This is a genomic window from Olivibacter sp. SA151 (assembly GCF_054130995.1).
This window is the reverse complement of the sequence record NZ_CP096391.1, coordinates 4,273,128-4,292,244: the sequence shown is the minus strand read 5'-3', so window position 1 is coordinate 4,292,244 and position 19,117 is coordinate 4,273,128. Positions and strand designations below refer to the sequence as shown.

Sequence of the window (19,117 nt, the reverse complement as noted above, 5' to 3'; positions counted from 1 at the left end):
GAAATGGCTAAACCCTGTCAAGGAGCTTGTTTACTTAAATCGATCTCAAATGGCGAAGCAGGTAAACCAGCAGTATTGTAAAGTCCCGCGATGGGATTGTCTGCCCAAGCATATCGAACTTTTGCTGGTTGTTGTATCGCTGGAGCGGAAAGAATGATTGTGTTGCCACGAACTTCGGTTTTAGCCCAAACAAATTTACCATCCGTGCCGGCTAATGTAAAACCTAATAGATTGTTTTCAGGTCGCAAATCCAAGGCAGCTCCTTGGTCATCAAAGTTAAGTTCGACTCGATTGCCCTTTACTTTCCATGATTTTAGTATAGGGCCTGAAGCCACCATTCCTTTCTGATGATATACATTTTTCAAGGCTAATAAGGCCAGCCGCTTCCCTATATTTTTCTTGTCCAGAGGATGTATGTCATTCCATTCTCCCAAATCAATGGCCACAGCCATGTTGGTATGAGCAGTTTTTAAGCCAAGTCGTTGCGCTTCGCGTAAATTTGCCCAAGCGCTCTCGGTAGGTTGTTGCTGTTTGGGATTATAGTTTGGTAGTTGCACATATAGAAAAGGCAAGTTCTGATCTTTCCATTTTTTTCTCCACTCATTGATTAAATCCCTAAGCAAAGCAGTATAACTTTGATAAGTTGCGATATTCGATTCACCCTGGTACCATAATATGCCTTTGATGCTATACGGAAAAAGAGGGGCTGCCATTGCATTAGATAGCCCGGTTGGTTGGTATTGAAAGGTGACAAGATCTGCTGGGAAGGCTTGTGTAAGGGCACCGACTTGAAAGCTCCAGTCTCCTTTTAGGCTGATGGTGTCAGAATAGGTTGTTAGCGCATAATCTTTATCCGGTATAAATTCACCATGCTTGCTTTGAGTTACTACACGAACCACCAAGGTGTTTTTTCCCGGCTTTAAAAGCCCGGGCGGGATCTTATAGCGCCGTGGTGGGTATTGATATCCGGTAGAGCCAACTAAAACACCATTGATATAAGCTTGGTCGCTATCTACAATTCTTCCTAAGTGGAGCATTGCTTCTTTCGTAAGAAGAGAAGATGGCACGTTAAAATCTTTTTTTAACCAAACGCTTCCACACTCATCCCATTTCCCCGGTATTTGAATAACCTGATCTGTTTGAAACGTATAGGAACTTTCATACCATTTTGGAACTCCCGTTAATCCTTTATCTTTTGCATCCAAAGTCGCATGCCAAATTTCGGTTTTTCGTTTATCGATTTTTTTTATACTATCGACTAATAAGCTGTCTTGATATCGTTGTGTTTTGGCCAATAAATCAGGATATTTCTGTATAGCCTCTTCCGATAACCAAGCCTCAATCGGAGAGCCTCCCACAGCACAGTGAATGATGCCAATGGGAACTCGTAGTTTTTCTTGCAAATGTTTAGCAAAGAAGTAGCCAACAGCTGAGAAGTTGAGTACTTCATCCGGCGTAACTGATTTCCAGTTCCCCGACGCAACGTCAGTTGCGGTAATATTAAAATCATAACGTAAAGGCACTTTGAACTGGCGAATAGTAAATGACTCGGCCGTATCGATTTCCCGCTGATATTTTGGCGCTACCCTTGAAATCGGTAGTTCCATATTCGACTGGCCAGAGCAGAACCATACGTCGCCCAATAAGATGTTTTTCAATTGGATGGTATTCTTGCCCTGAATAACCATGTCATAAGGTCCACCTGCCGGCATTGCGGGCAGGTAGACCTGCCAATCACCCATTGAGTTGGCTTTTGTTGTGCGTTGATGACCTCGGAAGTTTATTTCTATCAATTCTCCAGGATCTGCCCATCCCCAAAGATGAATGGGATGATCGCGCTGAAGCACCATGCTATTACCAATGAGCCTCGGTAGTTTAATTGCCGCCTCTGATGTTAAGGATATGAACGTCAAGAAGCTAAATAAGCTAAAAAGGAGCCGGTATTTGCCTGATATACGACGGTTGTGCGCTTCATGTACTAAGATGTGATTCACGATATGTTTTTATTGATTCAGGGCTGTATTGGCTTTAAATGGATCGATCATTCCCAATGTTCCGTCTGGATTGTGCTTAAGCTCCGTTACTTTTATATTCCGTAAATGTGTTTTTCCCGACAACTCCGTGTCATGATAAAATATATACCATTTTCCTTTGAATTCTATAATGGAGTGGTGCGTCGTCCAACCTTGAACAGGCTTCATAAAATGACCGGCATAAGTAAAAGGGCCCATAGGAGAATCGCCTATCGCATAGGCTAAAAAATGGGTGTCGCCGGTAGAATAAGTGAAGTAATATCGACCTTTATATTTATGCATCCAGGCACCTTCGAAGAAACGTCGATCATGATCGCCTCCTAAAATAGGCTTCCCGGCACTGTCGATAAGCATTGCTTTCCCAACGGGGCGGTCAAATTCTGTCATATTTGATTTGAGTTTTGCTACGCGGCAGCTAATAGCGGGTGCATCATCCTGCTTTAAGTCGGTCAATGAGCCGTTTGCTTGGTAGGTGCCGGTTTCCCAACGTTGCAGTTGCCCTCCCCAAATACCGCCAAAGTACATATAGGCGGTGCCGTCATCGTCTACAAATACGGCTGGATCGATACTACAACTTCCTGCTATCGGTTCTTTGAAAGCTTTGAAAGGGCCCGTCGGCTTTGTGGCTGTTGCTACACCGATCCGGAAAATATCTTCTTTATCCTTTGCGGGGAAATATAGGTAATAGGTGCCGTCTTTATAAGCGGCATCCGGAGCCCACAGCTGTCGCTTTGCCCAGGGAATATCTTCAACCGATAGGGCAACACCATGATCGGTTACCGATCCATTGATACTATCCATCGATAAGATATGATAATCACGCATGGCAAAGTGGTCTCCATTATCATTTTCAGTCGTTCCCGCATCAATATCATGTGAAGGATAAATATAAATTTTACCATCAAAAACATGGGCAGATGGATCGGCCGTGTAAATAGAATGAATCAACGGTTGGGATAAGAAGCTTTGCTTCTTCTGTTCTGCTTCGTCGCTTTGTTGTGATTGCTGTTGTTGATGATTTCCGGAGCAAGCATAGATAAATGGAACGGCTAGTAGCCAAACGGACATCTTTTTTCTCATATTTATTGATTTCTTTTTTTTGTTTAAACGGATATTAGTAACCTGGGTTTTGATTTCCACTGATTTGTGGGTTGTTGTCAAGCTCGGCTTGAGGGATGGGCAATAACTCATCTCTGCCTGGACGGAAATAAGTGATGGGCTCGACACTAAAGTATCCCTTTGGCCGCCAACGTAAGATATCGATATTGCGTAACGATTCGTTTGATAATTCAACGGACTTTTCGTGTATAATGGCTTTGATTACATCCTCCTTGGTAGCGACCGGGAATTGAGCGGTAGGGTAGGGAGGCATTGCAACACTTGCTCTGGCGCGCACTTGATTTAAATAGCTCACTGCTGCAGTCAAGTTGCCCAGTTCTGCTTCGCATTCTGCTAAATTGATCAATACTTCGGCGTAGCGAATAATTCGCTGGTTATTGCCGCCCGGATGATAACTAGCTCTGCTTTTACTTTCCTTGTAGATAATCATGAACTTTCGAAAGCTAACCTTTTTCCGGACGCCGTTTACAATGGACGAATTGTTGTTTTGATCGGCATCGGTAAGTATATCGGCTCCGTTATTATATCGATCACCTGTTTGATAGAAGCTGTAAGAGAATCGCGGATCCGTTTTTTCGGCACCTGTTTCCGCATTTTCAAATTCATTTAACAGCTTGTTCGAAGGAATTAAGTTGCGCCACGCAACGGGGTTATACTCTTGATTCCGTATGGTTGATTGAGCCGCATTTGGTGTGTCATCAGTACTCCAATTAAAATCATTGTCGCCTTTATCGACATAAACAATTTCGAAAATCGATTCACTGTTAAATTCCGTTTCCTCTTCAAAATTATCTAGATAACGATCGGTTAAACGATAACCATCTGCACCGGCAGTTGGAATTTTGAGAAGAGCTTCTTTAGCACCGGTATAGTCGCCCTGTTGCATCAGCACGCGTCCGAGTAAGGCATTGGCTGCTGCATGGGTTATTCTGCCGTTTTCTGTACCGGATTTACCTGGTAATATATTCGCAGCCTCTTGTAGGTCCTGCACGATAAATTGATACACGGCGCCAACTTCCGCTCGTGGTTGATAATCCGAAGGCGACTTAACGGTTTCGGTGTACATGGGCACAGCCCCCCACTTCGATACTAGTTCAAAATAGGCCCAGGCGCGTAAAAATTTAGCTTCTGCTAAACAGCGATCGCGCATTGCCGGATCATCGCTTACATTAGGTCCGTTTTCAATAACGGTATTGGCTCGATGAATAACGGTATAAAGTCCATTCCAAACAGCATTCATCACACTATTGGTGGGGTCGACGTTTCCGTTTAGTATCTGCGCTCTGGGAACTTCTAGTTGACTGCCGCCGGCAGCAACGTCATCACTACGTAGATCATGAAGAAAATACCATTCGCGGGCAACCAAATTGATACCTCTTACGGTGGCATAGATCGCATTGGTGCCTGCTTGCAACTCGCCGGCTGTTTTAAAGTATTGATCGGTTGATACCACATTTTCATTGTTAGTGTTCAATGCGTCTTTTTTACACGCATATAAACTGAACCCTATTGAAATTGCAAGGAATTGTATGATTCGTTTTTTCGTCTTCATCGGATTATAATTAAAATGATGCCTGAATGCCTAATTGAAATGAGCGCGGACTTGGATATTGTCCATAGTCGACACCGTTGGTCAGCGTACCGTTTTTGGAACCGATTTCCGGATCCAAGCCGGTATAGTCTGTTATCGTGAACAGGTTTTGGGCGGATACGTAAAAACGAAGTTGGCTGATGCTTGTCCAACCGAGTCCTTTTATCCATTGTTCAGGTGCAGTGTAACCAAGCATAATATTTTTTAATCGCAAATAAGATCCATCTTCAATCCAGCGGGTAGAAGGCCGTACGTTTTGATTAGGATCTCCGTTTACGGCGCGCGGAATGGAAGTGTTGGTGTTTTGCGGAGTCCAAGCGTTCAAGACCGATTGATCTGCGTTGAAAAGTCGCGGCATACCTTCACGAATAATGCGGGCGGCATTAAAAATGTCGTTGCCTTGTACACCTTGAAAAAATAAGGCAAGATCAAAATGTTTATAGTTGGCCGAAAAATTCAATGAATAACTGAATTTAGGCATAAAGCTGCCAATAAAGGTTCGGTCTCCATCATTGATAACGCCGTTGCCGTCTAAATCTCTGAACTTCAGGTCGCCAGGTGCCGCCCCATTCTGCCTGGCATGTGCTTCAATTTCTGCTTCGTTTTGAAAGATACCGTCTACAATATATCCGTAAAATGATTGGACAGGCTGGCCAACAACGGTATTGGTAAGCGGACCACCCCCTCCAAAGTCGGCATCCCCACCTGCTGTGATCGACGCATTTTCGCTATTTAGCCGTAGAACTTTATTACGGATGATGCTCATTAAGCCGGTTATATTCCAAGTGAAATCACCGCTGGTTTTATGGTATCCCAATTGAAATTCAAATCCTTGATTTTGCATGGCCGCTACATTTGCTAAGGTGCCTGTACCGTTAAAACCAAAGCTGGTGGGGGTGGGCACCGTCAGAATCAGGTTGTCCGTTTTCCGTTTAAAATACTCGGCTACTAAGGTGATTTTGTTGTCTAAGAAACCTAAATCTAAGCCAATATTGGTTTGTTTTGTTTTTTCCCAAGCTAAATCCGGATTACTCAAACCGTTATAGAATGATCCATTGCCATTTACAATGGTTCCATTGAACGGATAAGTGGCCTGATTGCGTTGAATAGGTTGTAAGTAAGGGTAATTGCCGAGTAAGACGCCGTTGATGCCGGTGATACCATAACCTCCACGCACTTTAAATTCGGAAATCCAAGGTGTGTTCTCCATGAAGGATTCGCGATCTACCTTCCAGCCAGCGGAAACGGCCGGGAAGTTTTCATATTTGTTGCCGGGAGCGAAAACAGATAGTCCATCCCGTCGGATGGAAGCGGTGAATAGGTATCTTCCATCATAGTCGTAAGTTACGCGGGCCAACATAGAGCGGATCAAATTGGTTTCGTATAAACTATTTGCCGTAACATTGGTAGCTCCGTTAAGTGTTTTGACGAGATTGGTGCTTTGGTTGCCGCTGGCCGTTTCGTTGCGATAACGTTGTCCTTGGCTTTCATAAACAAGAGTAGCACCTAGGTTATGGTTATTGAAAGATTTGTCGAAACTCAGCTGTTGAGTGAAAAGATGCGTAGTATATAATTGTCGTTGATTTTCAATCGTAGCGATATTGACAATGGAGGTACCTCCGTCGTTATGTATAGGGGTGTAATTTTGTATAGCAATGTTAGAATGATCCACGCCATAAGTAGACGTAAATTTCAACCAAGGTGTGAGCGTCAATCTTATATAAGCCGTTCCCAGGATACGAGTGGTATTGTTGATGTTTTCAACCAGATTGGCTATTTCTACGGGATTGATCGGATCGGATGCATCGAAGCTGTTTTGGGGGCCCATGAAACCGCCGAGATTGTGGGGATTATACACCGGTAGGTACGGTTGCATACGGATCATGTTCACGATGGGGGTACGATTGCCGGCAGGTACATCAAAACGTTGCTTGGATTGACTCACATAGAAGTTCTCACCAAAAGAGAAAAACTTGCTGATCACATGTTCGGAATTAAGCCGATAATTAAGCCGTTTATAATAGAGGCCTTCCGCAATACCCTGTTGATCGAAATAACCGGCACCTGTGTAGAAATGCGACTGCTCATTCCCACCATTCAGTGAAAGGTTATACTGCTGAAGCGGTTGATTGTTGCGGAAATAAGCATCCTGCCAATCCGTATTTGTTTGCGCAAAAGTTTGTGTAGCGCCATCATAGATTGGTTGATTAAAATTTTCGGGTTCCAAACGGGGGGGAAGTGGTGCATCGGCTCCGTTCAACGCCCGTTCATATTGTAAATACTGTGCGGTATTTAATAAGTTGAATTTTTTACTGGGACTTTGTATACCGAAATACGAGTCGAAATTTACCTGTAATCGATCGCGTGCTGCGCCTTTTTTGGTTGTAATCATCACTACACCATTGGTTGCACGAGAACCATATATTGCAGCGGAACTAGCGTCCTTAAGGACGTCAACTGATTCGATATCCCGGGCGTCGATGTTGGAGATAGCAGTGGGGAAACCATCCACTACGTAAAGTGGATCGGAAGCAAAACTAATTGAACTAATACCTCTTATCGCAACAATAGGAGAGGTTCCGGGCGAACCATTATTGGTGACCGTTAAACCGGCAACCCGTCCTTGTAAAGCCTGGTCCGTGCTGGCTACCGGTAACTCGGTGAGTGTTTTGGCACTTACAGAAGATACCGCACCGGTAATGCTTGATCGCCGTTGGGTACCGTAACCAACCACTACAACTTCACTTAAGGCCTGTGAGTCACTCGTTAGTACAACCTCTAGACTTGTTTTTCCTGCTATCTGCACCTCCTGAGTTAAAAAACCTACATAGCTAAATATCAAAACGGCCTGATCATTGGATGCGCTGATGCTGAAAGATCCATTTTGATCGGTGCTTGTACTGTTGTTAGTTCCTTTCAGTGTAACACTAACACCGGCAAGCGCTTGTCCGTTTTCATCACTTACCTTTCCTGTGATTGTTTTTTGGACGGATTGCGCTACGGTCGCAGCTGAGGATAAAAATTGACTCGACGTCGAGCTAACGGTCATTGCTTCCCCTGTTATCGAGGCAATTGTTTTTACCGGCAACCCAATACCAAGCGCATAAACTGCGACGGTATAATGCACTATTTGTACAATGTGTTTCTTCATCTGCGTGAATTTTAGTTTATTATATGGTTTTTGTGGTTTTGATTTGCTTAAGGACGGTTGGGATCGTTTCGATAAATCATTCACCCGATATAAAGTCACTTATGTCAAAGCTAAGTCTGGAATGATTTATAGGGGTAGTAAGAATGTTGAAAATGTTAGCAATAATGTCTATAGGCAACACGACTTATGATGTGGCGGTCGGTTTAAACATATTTGTTGTTTTTTTTGCGATTATGACACCATAGCGATTGATGTACTACGGTAAATTTGTGCTCATTCACTTGAAGGAAATTGATGAAAGCGCATAATATGGCATTCCGTCTAGAGAGTTTAGATCGATATTGTTATTCTTGGATTGTTGCTGAATCTGATAAAGGTTACTTCCATATCGTAGTACATGTGAGTTGTCCTAGCTTCATTTAGTACGCGAGGTTGGTTGTTGGTTTATATTGGTTATACTCCCGGTTTGGTCTCCGGGAGTTTTTTTATGGACTGTTTATTGTTTTTTGCGACTGACAGCAATACCCGAGCTGCTCGTTTTGTCGATAGTTGTTTCATAATCGGGTTGCTTTTTGAGAAAATCTAAGTATTCACTGATACCGGACATATCTTGAAGTACATTATGGGCCGTAAAGGTTCCTCCTTTTTTAAGTTTAGGATCTATATCCTTAAAATACTGAATGTACCAATCTTTGTCGGCATCGGAGAAAACAAAGTCAAAGGGGCCTTTCAACTCCTTGACAAGTTGATGGGCATTACCAAGTTTAAAATCAACGATATGAGATAGGCCTACTGTCTTTAGGTTTTCGATGGCTTCCTTTTGGCGTTCCTTATTTAGCTCGATCGTTGTCAGTTTACCGCCGGTTTTGCTAAGCGCCCATGCAATCCAAATAGTAGAATGCCCTGTGGACGTACCGATTTCCAAGGCAGACTGATAATTGTTTTTTACAATGAGATCATGCAATATTTGACCGTCTTCATACGGTACGTTTAGATTATGCCATTGCTGCTGTTTCTTTTTTAGAAATTGCTGTACTTGCTTATCTAGTTCTTCTTGCTTTGTGGTTTGTGCATTCGCTTTCGTGAACAAACTGAATAACAAGATATAAAGCAGCATCGTTTTAAATAGGACGATCGTTTTCATAATATGGGTATTAGTCCTATGATAAACAGCTGAAAGTACTTTTTGTTATAATATAAGTCTGTTCAGCGTTTTAAATGTAACACATTTGCTCCTAAATCTTTTTCAAATACCCGTTCCAATTTTTTATGGTGTGTAATAATCATGATTTCTAAGGACCCTGTACCCACAGTACCATCAAGGATGTGTCCGCCATAAGCCACAAAATCTTTCCCGGCTACTACACCATGTAAATGGATACTGGGTTTGTCATCTTGCCAAGCTATGCTTCCATGCATGCTGGCCAATTCGACATCTTTAAAGTGCTTCGGATTAAACTTCTTTTTGGCTGAATCGAAAAAACCAAAAGTCACATTGACGAAGCCCATACCAGTAAAATTGGCGGAAGGAATTTGTTCAGCAAGCGCAAAATGCTCAAGCTGGGGTATGATCTCGTCTCCTTGGCGTAATACCATTAAATAACCATTGGATACCCTGGTGTACCTTATAGTGGAATCTTTTTCTTGTGCCGGTAATCGATTGCTGATAATGGTTAAGCAGCCAATCAGCGGAAGTATGATGAGTAATTTAATGGTATTCATAGCTAAACAAAATTTTAATCAGCTGTCTGACTTTGGAGCAGCTGATTATTATTGCTACAATTTTTCCAGCGCTTTGTTTATCGTTTCTAAATCTTCTGCAGATAAACTGACTTGTGCAGATTGCGCATTTTCCTTTGCTTGTTGTGCAGTGCGAGCACCGGCCAATACTGCGGTAATACTTGGTTGCAAACTAGTCCACCGTAAAACCAGCTGAGATAGGGTCACTTGTTTATCAATAGCAATAGGCTCAAGTGTTTGAATTAAATCCTGAACCTTGTCTAAATTGAATTGCGTAAAGTAACCCTGTCGATGATCATTTTCTTTTAGCTTACCACCACGAAAATACTTGCCACTTAGTAATCCTCTTTCCATCGGACTGTAAGCGATGATGCCGATGTTGTTTGCAAGCGTATAGGGAACTAATTCTTCTTCAATTTCGCGATTCAGCATACTATACGAAACCTGGTTACTGGCAGGTAATAAGGTTTCTGACGCTTCCTTTAATTGCGCAGTGTTGTAGTTACTTACGCCAGCTGCACGGATTTTGCCTTGTTTTATCAATATTTCCAAGGTTTCCATTGTTTCTTCAATGGGCGTTGTTTGATCTGGCCAATGCAGCTGGAGAAGGTCAATGTAATCGGTACCCAACCTTTTTAAACTTTCTTCAACTTCTTTAATAATATTCTCTTTTCCAGCGTATCGGTAAACCGGAATTTTTTTCCCGCTTTCCTCTGCATCGAAAAAGAAGACACCTTTTCCCTTATTGCTACCATCCCATACCAAACCAAATTTGCTTAGCAGTTGAATGCTTGTACGGTCTCGTCCCTTGATCGCTTCTCCTACTAATTCTTCGCTCAAACCAAAGCCGTAAAAAGGAGCGGTATCAATAGCGCTTACACCATGATCAAGTGATGCTAAAATCGAACTGATTGAGTCTTGCTTATCATTCCCACCCCACATATTTCCACCAATAGCGAAGGCACCATGCGTTATAACGGGTAATTTTAAATCGGTATTTCCTAATTTACGATATTCCATTCTTATATTAATTTTGTTTTATAAATGAGTGGTGTCTCTTGAAGCGCTTTTTCTGCCAGCAGTTGAAAGTCCTGAATATAAGGCTGCTCGTTATGCAAATCCAAGCCGCTTTCATCTTGCCAGATTTCATAAAAAATAAACCGCGAAGGATCTTCAAGATCTTGATGTAAATCATATTGAAGGCAAGCTTTTTCCTCACGTGTACGGACAACCATGGTTTGCAATTGTTTTTTTACCTCATCTATATGTGCAGGCTTGCTTCTGATAATAGCTATTAAATGAATTTTCATTGGGATAAATAGTCTGTCAAATTAATAAAAATTAGGAAGCCTTTAACTCGCACGTAGCTGATCCAAACACGTCCTGAAGATGAGAGCGATAGCGCGCCATGTCGCGATCAATTTGTGCATTCTTTTCCACGTCATGAAAATGAAAACTTTTTAGAGGCTCCATACCGGTGAAAGCATTCATACGATGAAAACCAAAGAGTGGGCCATCGTCGACACTATGTTGTTTAAAGAATTCGTTAGGAAGTGTAAACGCCGTTTCCGGTGCATTCCAGCTAGTAGTTAGCATGTACTTTCTGCCATGAAGCATTCCACCTGTACCATAATTGATTTGGGGATTGTCTGCTTTACGACCATCACTGCGGTAGATTCCACGCTGATGCCCTTGAGTGAAGACTTCATCTATATATCTCTTAAATCCGAAAGGTACCTGGAACCACCAAATCGGCGTGTGATAAACAACAAGATCTGCCCATACATATTTATCCACTTCTTCTTGAAGATTATAACCATCTGCGATGTTAGTAAGTTGTACCTCTGCGCCACGATTACGGAAAAATTCGACGGTTTCTGACGCAAGGGTGTTATTAAAACGTCCACCGGAGTGGCCAAAATGTTGTGCTGCATTAATGATGAATATTTTTTTCATGTTCGCTTTCTTTATTAACAGCACAAAAGTAGGGTTCAATTATTCATTATAAAAATAATATAAGTTTTGTTTACCTATAATAAAAATGATGATATTCGGTGGTTTTATTGTAAGCGATCTTTATTAGCGATCACGTTTAAGTAGTAACGAATAAACTTAATTGGCTAAAAGCCTCGCACCTGCTTTATAATACAATTCAGCCAATGCCTTATTATAGGTTGTAATCAGATCCTCTTTTTTTATTTTCATGTCAATCAGTTTACTCTCCCGACTATTAATAATGAACAGCGTGCTTTCGCCCAGATCGAATTTTTGTAATTCCCCGGATAAGAGCACTTCCTGATTGTCAATACTCGCTACTTGTAACTTAAGTTGAGCGCTATAGGCAGTAAGATCGTTGTACTTAGTAGTAATGTCGTTTTTAATATTACGACCGGTTATGAGCAAATCATATTGTAGCTGTTCTTGTTTCAACTTCACTTCCTTCAGTTTCCCTCGTTCCGCGCGAAGGAAGAGGGGAAAGGCAAATTCAAGTCCAAACTTGTAGTTGCTCCAATTGAAGTCATAATAGTGCGGGATATATTCATTGAAGTTTCTGCGACTGGATATCAACGTACCTGAAATGTTTAATTTCGGTTTCAACATTTCTTTTCGATAGCGTTCCTCGATGCGTAGTTGCTGCTCTTTGCTCCAAAGTTTCGATAGTTCAGGATGTATATCACTCGCTTGCTCTAATAGATTTCCGAGCATCGTTGGGGATGGTGACAGCTTTACGCTGTCTATAGTCGTAGGTACTGCATTATCGGGTAATTCCATTGGCTGCTCATATTCATTCCATAAGTGGTTAGACAAAATCAACCGACTGTTTTTTAAGGCGATTTCATATTTGGCCAATTGCATTTTTCTTTCCTGGACAGTAATGGCGGCTTCCACAGAATCAATGGGCGGCTTGTCGCCCAGACGCGTTTGCATACTAATCGCTTTAAATCGCTCTTCAGCAAGTTGGACACCCTCTTTCAGTAGTGTATACTGCCGAAAGGCATAATACCAATCCCAATAATCTTTTACGGCCGTGAACCAGATAGCATTTATTTGTTTCAACTGTTCAGCTTCCGCGTAGGCAACCATTACCTTGGCTTGTTGTAGTGTACTGCGTCTGTTATCAATGATGAGGCCTTGACCAAGGGGAATGCTGATGCCTAGCCCCGACAAACCCGCTGTAGACGTGGTAGTTTCCGGATTCGTATAAGCTCCGACGTTCCGATCGTAAGCTAGTTTTAAATCAGCTCCTGCTAACCATAAGGGTATTTTCAGCTCGCTGTTCCAGTGATTATAATAATCGGAATTACCGAAATATTTGTTATTGAAAGCCGCTTTCAAGGCCGGGTCGAATTTTCCGCGCGCCTGTGCAACCTGGGCTTTTGCTGTTTCACTTAAGAGTTTGGCTTGTTTCACTACCGGATGATGAGCCATTAAAAGGTCTTCTAAGTCCTCCAATGTAAATTCCTTCAGTTCAGAACCACTCCTGTTCTCCTGTGCTCGGCTTATTGACAATCCGAAGCAGATGGCCAGTAAAACGAATATCTTTTTACTTGTCATAAATCACTACTTTCCTTCGGTTTTTGGTTCTTTTTCTAAACTCGGCGGGAAACCGTTAAGTTGGCGCCATATTTCATACCAGAGTGGTACCGCATTTAAAATAACACGTCCGAATGCTCCTGAGCCTAAACGCAGTTGTTCCGGCCATGGTTCGTCCTTATCAGGAACGGGTGTAGTGGGTTTTATGAGTAAGCGGTATTTGCCATCGGCACTGCTAACCTTGTCGATGACCGCTACCTTACCGGCAAAGGTACCAACAGCTACCGAAGGCCATCCCGAGAACTGTACAGACGGCCAACCTTCAAATTGCAGACGTGTATCGCTTTCACGAAGAATCAAAGGTACATCCATGGCATCTACATACAATTCAACAGCCATCACCGTTACCTTGGGCTGTAACGTAGCGATCGATTCGCCCTCTTTAATATTCTCACCTATGCCGGCCTTCAGTGTCTTTACGATATATCCACTTTGGGGAGCCCTGACAACGTAGTGATCTCGACGTACCTCAATATTGGCAATTTCATTTCTTAACTTGGCGATGTCCCCCTGTGCCGAGGCTTTGCTGGAAAGCGCTGAACCTAGATCGGACTGTGCTTTGGCTAACGATTCATTGTACTTAGCTTGAATATTGTCGAGATCAATAGTTGCATTGATCAATGTTTGCCGTGCGTTGGTCAATTTATTTTGAGCACTTACTACCTTTGCCTCGTCATTTTGCAGATTTAAGCGGCGAGTTTCAATATCAGTAAGCGAAAAAAGCCCGTTTTTGTATCCCTGCTCGTAACGCAGCAATCGTGCCTTGCTGGTTTCGTAGAAGCTTTGCATCGCAACCAGATCGGCACTGTCTATTTTTACTACGTTTCTAGCTTGTACAACCTTATTGCGTGCGGCCTCCAGCTGATAACGTAAACCGGCAGTCAGCGCGTCAATTTGGGCTTTTGTTGCCAGCATTTTCTGATCGGCAGCCTGCTCGCTACTCTTTTTTGCAGTTAATTGCTCGTTTAACCGTTGGGGCAATTCGGGATCAAAGTAGGAGGGGGCTGTTTCGGAAATCACCAAAATAGTGTCGCCTGCCTGAACTTCATCGCCATCTCGTACTGCCCAGTGTTCAATACGGCCACCTATTTGATTTTGAATGGTTTGTGGGCGTTCTTCCGGTTTTAAGGCGGTGACGGTTCCCCGGCCGGGGATAGTTTGCCGCCAAGGTAAAAATAAAATTACAATAAATAGGATGGCAGCAAAAAGCAATATCCTACCTAGGGCCATCATACCTCGCTTTTTTAATAATTGATCACGACCTGCGACGGAAAGGTCTTCCCATTTGATCGTTGACAACAAACTATGTGCTTTATTTCCCATAATCAATGGCCTCCTCCTCCAATTCAAGGTCTGTTACACTGGCTAACTTAACACTACCCGTTAACATATCGAAAATGGTATCCAGATTTGTCAGTAACTTTTCTACAGCATAGCCAATCTGGACAATCACAACCTCTGCTGCTACGAACTGACCGAAAGTCATCTCCCTTTCAACTACAAAATAAGAGCCGAGTAATAGCATGGCACCGAAAAGAATTGTTCGGATTAATACAGAGCCTGCAAAAAAGCGTTTTAACACTTTGAAATGCTCATTCCGGGAAGCAAGGTATTTGCTTGTAATGTAATCTGTGTCAGCAATTACTTTTTTCATCATTTCCCGATTGCCTCGGTATTCATCGATATGATTCGCCACATCTTCCAAATAGGCGACGGTTTCATATTTGTGAGCAGATTCTTCAATACTCGTGTTAAGTCCACGTTTGTAGTAGATAGCGAGAACAACCGCTACCGCCACTATTACCACGAGACCGAAACTTAAGAAGACCGGATGGTAGAACGATAAAAGTATAACACTAAAGAAAATGGTAACAACAGCTGCCATAATATCGATCAGTAATTTTATAATACCTTTTTGAATGATGATGACATCAAAAAAGCGATTTACAAGTTCAGGCAGATTCTCGCCATCCAGTTCCGAGCGCTTGATTCGTGGAAGACGGTATGCAAACTCGAGTGACGATTTTAGAAAGATTTTCTGTTCGAGGTATTCTACCAAGCTCAATTGGCCTATGAGTAAAGTGCCTCCAAGTACAACGCCTGCAATAACTGCGGTAATAAGAATATAGGTAGAGCTGTACATGGCTCCATTACTGAGCAAATTGAAAATGGCTGTAATGCCTATCGGAATACTAAGACTAAAGATTCCGATGATAATAGCGTATAAAAATATGTAGTTTATGGTTTTACGTTCCGGATGCAGCATGCCGACAAGCCGCTGCAAGGGCGTTGGCGCCGAACCTGCGTGTTTTTTTTTCATAAGAAGTAATTAAAATAAAATGTTAGGGTGATTTTCTCTGTGAAATGGCATTAATAGATGCGGTCCGGAGGGGGGGATGGAACCGTACCGAAATGCGGAATACAGTAAGCAAAGCGGTGAGTACCTTCTGCATTTCCGTCTCTCTTTTTTAAGATTCGGGAATCGCATTCATCGTTCTTCGCAAAAAAATCAACGGTTTTTTTCTGTTGTTTCTCAGGATCTTTCTTTTCTTCTTTTTCCGACTTCTCTGAATCGTTGCAAATCTTAAAGTTTGAAAGATGTTTATCTTTTATAATCGCAGTGACAGTCCCAGCCATTTTTAGCGTAAATAAGCTAATTAAGAAGAATCCGATAGTATAACGTAAAAAGGCACTTCTAAGGTGTTGCAACATGTTACAAAATTAGCGGCACTATTATACGAAGATGTCAGCAAATTGTTAACCTTTCGCAACTAACGTGATGTAATTTTAATGGTATTCTAATGAATAAAGCGATTTTCTTTAGGTTTTGTGTGTAATCTATAAAAGTGGTAGATTTTATATATATTTGCCTATTATTGATTTAGTAAAAGAAAATAACTGGATGAAAACAATACGATTGACGTTAATTGGGTTTTTAATGGGCCTCACATTTAACGCGGCTGCCAGGAGTGAACAAGATACATCTCAAACTAAAGATGCTGATCGCGGCTATATCGTTCAGGTAGGAGATCAGGCGCCGGATAATTTCGAGTTGGTGTTGCATGACGGCAGTAAGACTTCTTTAAAAGAATTACGGGGAAAAATTGTTCTTTTGCAATTTACGGCCTCTTGGTGTGTTGTTTGCCGAAAAGAAATGCCTTATCTCGAACGCGATATTTGGCAAGCTTATAAGGATAAAGATGTGGTATTGATTGGCGTGGATCGCGACGAGCCCTTAGAAACGGTGCTAAAGTTTCATCGGGATATGAACATTACCTATCCTTTAGCGCTAGATCCTGGAGCTGGTATTTTTCAACAATTTGCTGATAAAAAGGCAGGAGTGACCCGTAACGTTCTTATTGATCGTACCGGAAAAATACGATTTTTAACACGTTTATATGATGAGGCCGAGTTTGCCCAACTGATTCAGGCAGTGGATAATTTAACAAAAGAACAACATTAATCGGAAACCGTTACCGAGTCAGCTATGCAAGTACACTTCAACAAAGTATTGCCTATTCTCATCCTTTCTCTTACTTTCGGATTTACCATACTTAAAGCGCAACAGGAAGAACCACTGGAAAATCGCTTTGACGCTCTTTTGCAGAAAGAGAGTATTGGACGGAATATCAAGAATTTGTCGGCGTATCCCCATCATCTTGGTTCCCCAAGAGGAAAAGAGGTTGCTAACGAAATTTTAAATTGGTTTAAACAATATGGATGGGATGCTCAACTGGAAGTTTATCACGTATTATTTCCTACGCCGATTGAGCGACAGCTTGAACTATTGGCACCAAGCCACTATCAAGCCATATTAAAAGAAATGCCGGTAGAAGGTGATCCAGTAGCGCATCAAGAGGGGCAGCTGCCAACCTATAATGCATGGGGTGCAGATGGAGATGTGACCGCACCGCTGGTTTTTGTCAACTATGGCTTACCAGCCGATTATGAACAACTGGAACGATTAGGGGTGGATGTAAAAGGAAAAATCGTGATAGCAAAATATGGTAATAGCTGGCGCGGAATAAAACCCAAGATTGCTTATGAGCACGGTGCTGTTGGTTGCATTATTTACTCCGACCCGAAAGAGGACGGCTATTTTCAAGGCGCGGTTTATCCTGAAGGGCCTTTCAAGAACGAGTATATGGTGCAACGGGGTTCGGTAATGGATATGGTGGTTTATCCAGGGGATCCTTTAACTCCCTGGATTGGTGCAACGAAGGATGCAAAGCGCTTGACGAAAGAAGAAGCTGCTACCATTTTAAAGATACCGGTGTTACCGATCAGTTATCACGATGCGAAGCCTTTATTGGAAGCCCTCGACGGTCCGGTAGCTCCAAACGCTTGGCGAGGTGCACTTCCTATAACTTATCGGATCGGCGGTGGGAATCAGAGCAAAGTGCATTTAAAAATTAAGCAAAACTGGGATATTGTGCCTGCTTATAATGTAATCGCCAAGATCAAAGGCAATGAATTTCCTGACGAGTGGATTATTCGAGGAAATCATCATGATGCTTGGGTCAATGGAGCTGATGATCCGGTAGCGGGACTATCCGTTTTATTAGAGGAGGCAAAAGCAATTGGAACCATGGTTAAAAACGGCTTCAAACCGAAACGAACCTTGGTTTACTGTGCTTGGGATGGCGAAGAACAGTCGCTGCTCGGCTCAACCGAATGGGTAGAACATCATGCAAAAGAATTGAAACAAAAGGCGGTAACCTATATTAATACGGATGGAAACGGGCGGGGTTTTTTGAGTGCCGGCGGATCCCACGCATTAAAGGATTTGGTAACCGACATAGCAGGTGATGTACAGGATCCATTAACAGGTAAGTCGATACTCGATCGAAAATTGGCCAACACAGTTATATCGGCGACCTCTCCGCAGCAGAAGCAAAAGTTGCTCGCAAAAAAAGAGTTTGCTTTACAAGCGTTGGGAACAGGTTCTGATTATTCGGCCTTCTTACAGCATTTAGGAATACCTAGTCTTAATTTTTCTTTTGGAGGAGAAAGTGAAGGAGGGGATTATCATAGCATTTATGATTCGTATAATCATTATGTCCGATTCAAAGACCCCGATTTCAGTTATGGGCTTGCGCTGGCACAAGTTGCCGGTAGAGCTGTTTTACGATTATCCGAGGCTGAGATTTTACCTTTTAGCTTTGATGGCCTGCAAGAAGCAATCAATACGTACGCAAATGAGGTGCAAAAGCTTGGTGAGGATCTTCGTCTGTTCCATGCTGTTGAAAACCAACTGATAAAAGATTCTTTATATGCCTTGGCAGCCGATCCGAAAGAGCCCTATGTACAACCGATACCAAAAAAATCAGTACCCAATTTTTCATTTGCGGGATTGCAAGAAGGTGTTGATAGCTTAAGCAAATCCATTCAAGCGCTTAAAGAGCGGCGGCAAACATTTAAAGGAAACAAAAAAGCTTTAGCATTGGTAAACAAGCAGCTTTTTCAAGCGGAGAAATCGTTGTTACTGGAAAAGGGATTACCTAGGCGTCCATGGTATAAGCATAGTATTTATGCACCGGGATTTTATACCGGTTATGGAGTCAAAACATTGCCCGGCATCCGAGAAGCCCTGGAAGAAGGGCATTATCAAGAGTTTGAAGAGCAGCTACAATTACTGATCGGTACGATCCGAAAACTTAAAACCGCGCTTGATCGTATTTTCATATAATGAAACTATTGATATTAAAGAGGGATGTCTAGTCAATTTTTATTACACTTGTAAACTACTTTTGTAAGACTTCATTGTTTTTTAATTTTACCATTACCCGCATAACATCATCTTTGGACCAGATTCGTAGCATCTTTGCTGTGTAAGCACTCAACAAGTAGATTGTCTCCAGGGTGAGTCCAGGTTTTTCCTTAAAAACC

At 42.3% G+C, this 19,117-nt stretch carries 15 protein-coding genes; 2 read left to right on the top strand and 13 right to left on the bottom strand.

The genetic code is table 11. The features are described 5' to 3' along the window. Positions 1-17 precede the first annotated feature (17 nt). From M1D52_RS17700 to M1D52_RS17640, 13 genes are all read right to left on the bottom strand, one after another. Positions 18-1,994: a sialate O-acetylesterase gene (locus M1D52_RS17700; RefSeq protein WP_437393401.1), complete on the bottom strand. Its 1,977-nt coding sequence runs from the start codon at positions 1,992-1,994 to the stop codon at positions 18-20. Between the two features lie 9 nt (positions 1,995-2,003). Then, on the bottom strand, positions 2,004-3,113 hold the full coding sequence (locus tag M1D52_RS17695) for a glycoside hydrolase family 43 protein (RefSeq protein ID WP_437393402.1): 1,110 nt from the start codon (positions 3,111-3,113) through the stop codon (positions 2,004-2,006). 34 nt (positions 3,114-3,147) lie between these two features. Beyond that, complete coding sequence (locus tag M1D52_RS17690; RefSeq protein WP_437393403.1) at positions 3,148-4,704, bottom strand: RagB/SusD family nutrient uptake outer membrane protein; 1,557 nt, start codon at positions 4,702-4,704, stop codon at positions 3,148-3,150. A 10-nt stretch (positions 4,705-4,714) separates the two neighbouring features. Continuing rightward, positions 4,715-7,894 (bottom strand): SusC/RagA family TonB-linked outer membrane protein, encoded by a 3,180-nt coding sequence (locus M1D52_RS17685; RefSeq protein WP_013665930.1) that lies wholly within the window; start codon positions 7,892-7,894, stop codon positions 4,715-4,717. Between the two features lie 496 nt (positions 7,895-8,390). Further along, positions 8,391-9,038, bottom strand: a complete 648-nt coding sequence (locus tag M1D52_RS17680) for an O-methyltransferase (protein ID WP_013665931.1) — start codon at positions 9,036-9,038, stop codon at positions 8,391-8,393. Between the two features lie 62 nt (positions 9,039-9,100). After that, positions 9,101-9,616 carry a PPC domain-containing DNA-binding protein gene (locus tag M1D52_RS17675; RefSeq protein ID WP_013665932.1) on the bottom strand — a complete coding sequence of 172 codons (516 nt, stop codon included), beginning with the start codon at positions 9,614-9,616 and terminating at the stop codon, positions 9,101-9,103. A gap of 54 nt (positions 9,617-9,670) precedes the next feature. After that, positions 9,671-10,654, bottom strand: coding sequence for an aldo/keto reductase (locus tag M1D52_RS17670; protein ID WP_437393404.1), 984 nt, complete (start codon positions 10,652-10,654; stop codon positions 9,671-9,673). Between the two features lie 2 nt (positions 10,655-10,656). Then, positions 10,657-10,944: a putative quinol monooxygenase gene (locus M1D52_RS17665; RefSeq protein ID WP_013665933.1), complete on the bottom strand. Its 288-nt coding sequence runs from the start codon at positions 10,942-10,944 to the stop codon at positions 10,657-10,659. 31 nt (positions 10,945-10,975) lie between these two features. Continuing rightward, positions 10,976-11,614: an NAD(P)H-dependent oxidoreductase gene (locus M1D52_RS17660; RefSeq protein ID WP_437363007.1), complete on the bottom strand. Its 639-nt coding sequence runs from the start codon at positions 11,612-11,614 to the stop codon at positions 10,976-10,978. A gap of 132 nt (positions 11,615-11,746) precedes the next feature. Then, positions 11,747-13,189: a TolC family protein gene (locus M1D52_RS17655; RefSeq protein ID WP_437393407.1), complete on the bottom strand. Its 1,443-nt coding sequence runs from the start codon at positions 13,187-13,189 to the stop codon at positions 11,747-11,749. A gap of 6 nt (positions 13,190-13,195) precedes the next feature. Beyond that, on the bottom strand, positions 13,196-14,551 hold the full coding sequence (locus M1D52_RS17650; RefSeq protein WP_437393408.1) for an HlyD family secretion protein: 1,356 nt from the start codon (positions 14,549-14,551) through the stop codon (positions 13,196-13,198). After that, the gene (locus M1D52_RS17645; protein ID WP_130857180.1) at positions 14,541-15,548 is read right to left on the bottom strand and encodes an ABC transporter transmembrane domain-containing protein; all 1,008 of its coding nucleotides are present in this window, start codon (positions 15,546-15,548) and stop codon (positions 14,541-14,543) included. Before M1D52_RS17645 ends, M1D52_RS17650 begins: the two co-directional genes overlap by 11 nt. A 50-nt stretch (positions 15,549-15,598) precedes the next feature. Further along, a complete protein-coding gene (locus M1D52_RS17640; RefSeq protein WP_437393409.1) occupies positions 15,599-15,940 on the bottom strand; it encodes a hypothetical protein in 342 nt (113 codons plus the stop codon). Between the two features lie 190 nt (positions 15,941-16,130). On the opposite strand from M1D52_RS17640, the gene M1D52_RS17635 reads away from it, so the two are divergent. Continuing rightward, positions 16,131-16,691: a TlpA family protein disulfide reductase gene (locus tag M1D52_RS17635; RefSeq protein ID WP_437393410.1), complete on the top strand. Its 561-nt coding sequence runs from the start codon at positions 16,131-16,133 to the stop codon at positions 16,689-16,691. 24 nt (positions 16,692-16,715) lie between these two features. Then, entirely contained in the window at positions 16,716-18,917 is a 2,202-nt protein-coding gene (locus M1D52_RS17630; protein ID WP_013665940.1) for a transferrin receptor-like dimerization domain-containing protein, read from the top strand. The last annotated feature ends 200 nt before the right edge of the window (positions 18,918-19,117 follow it).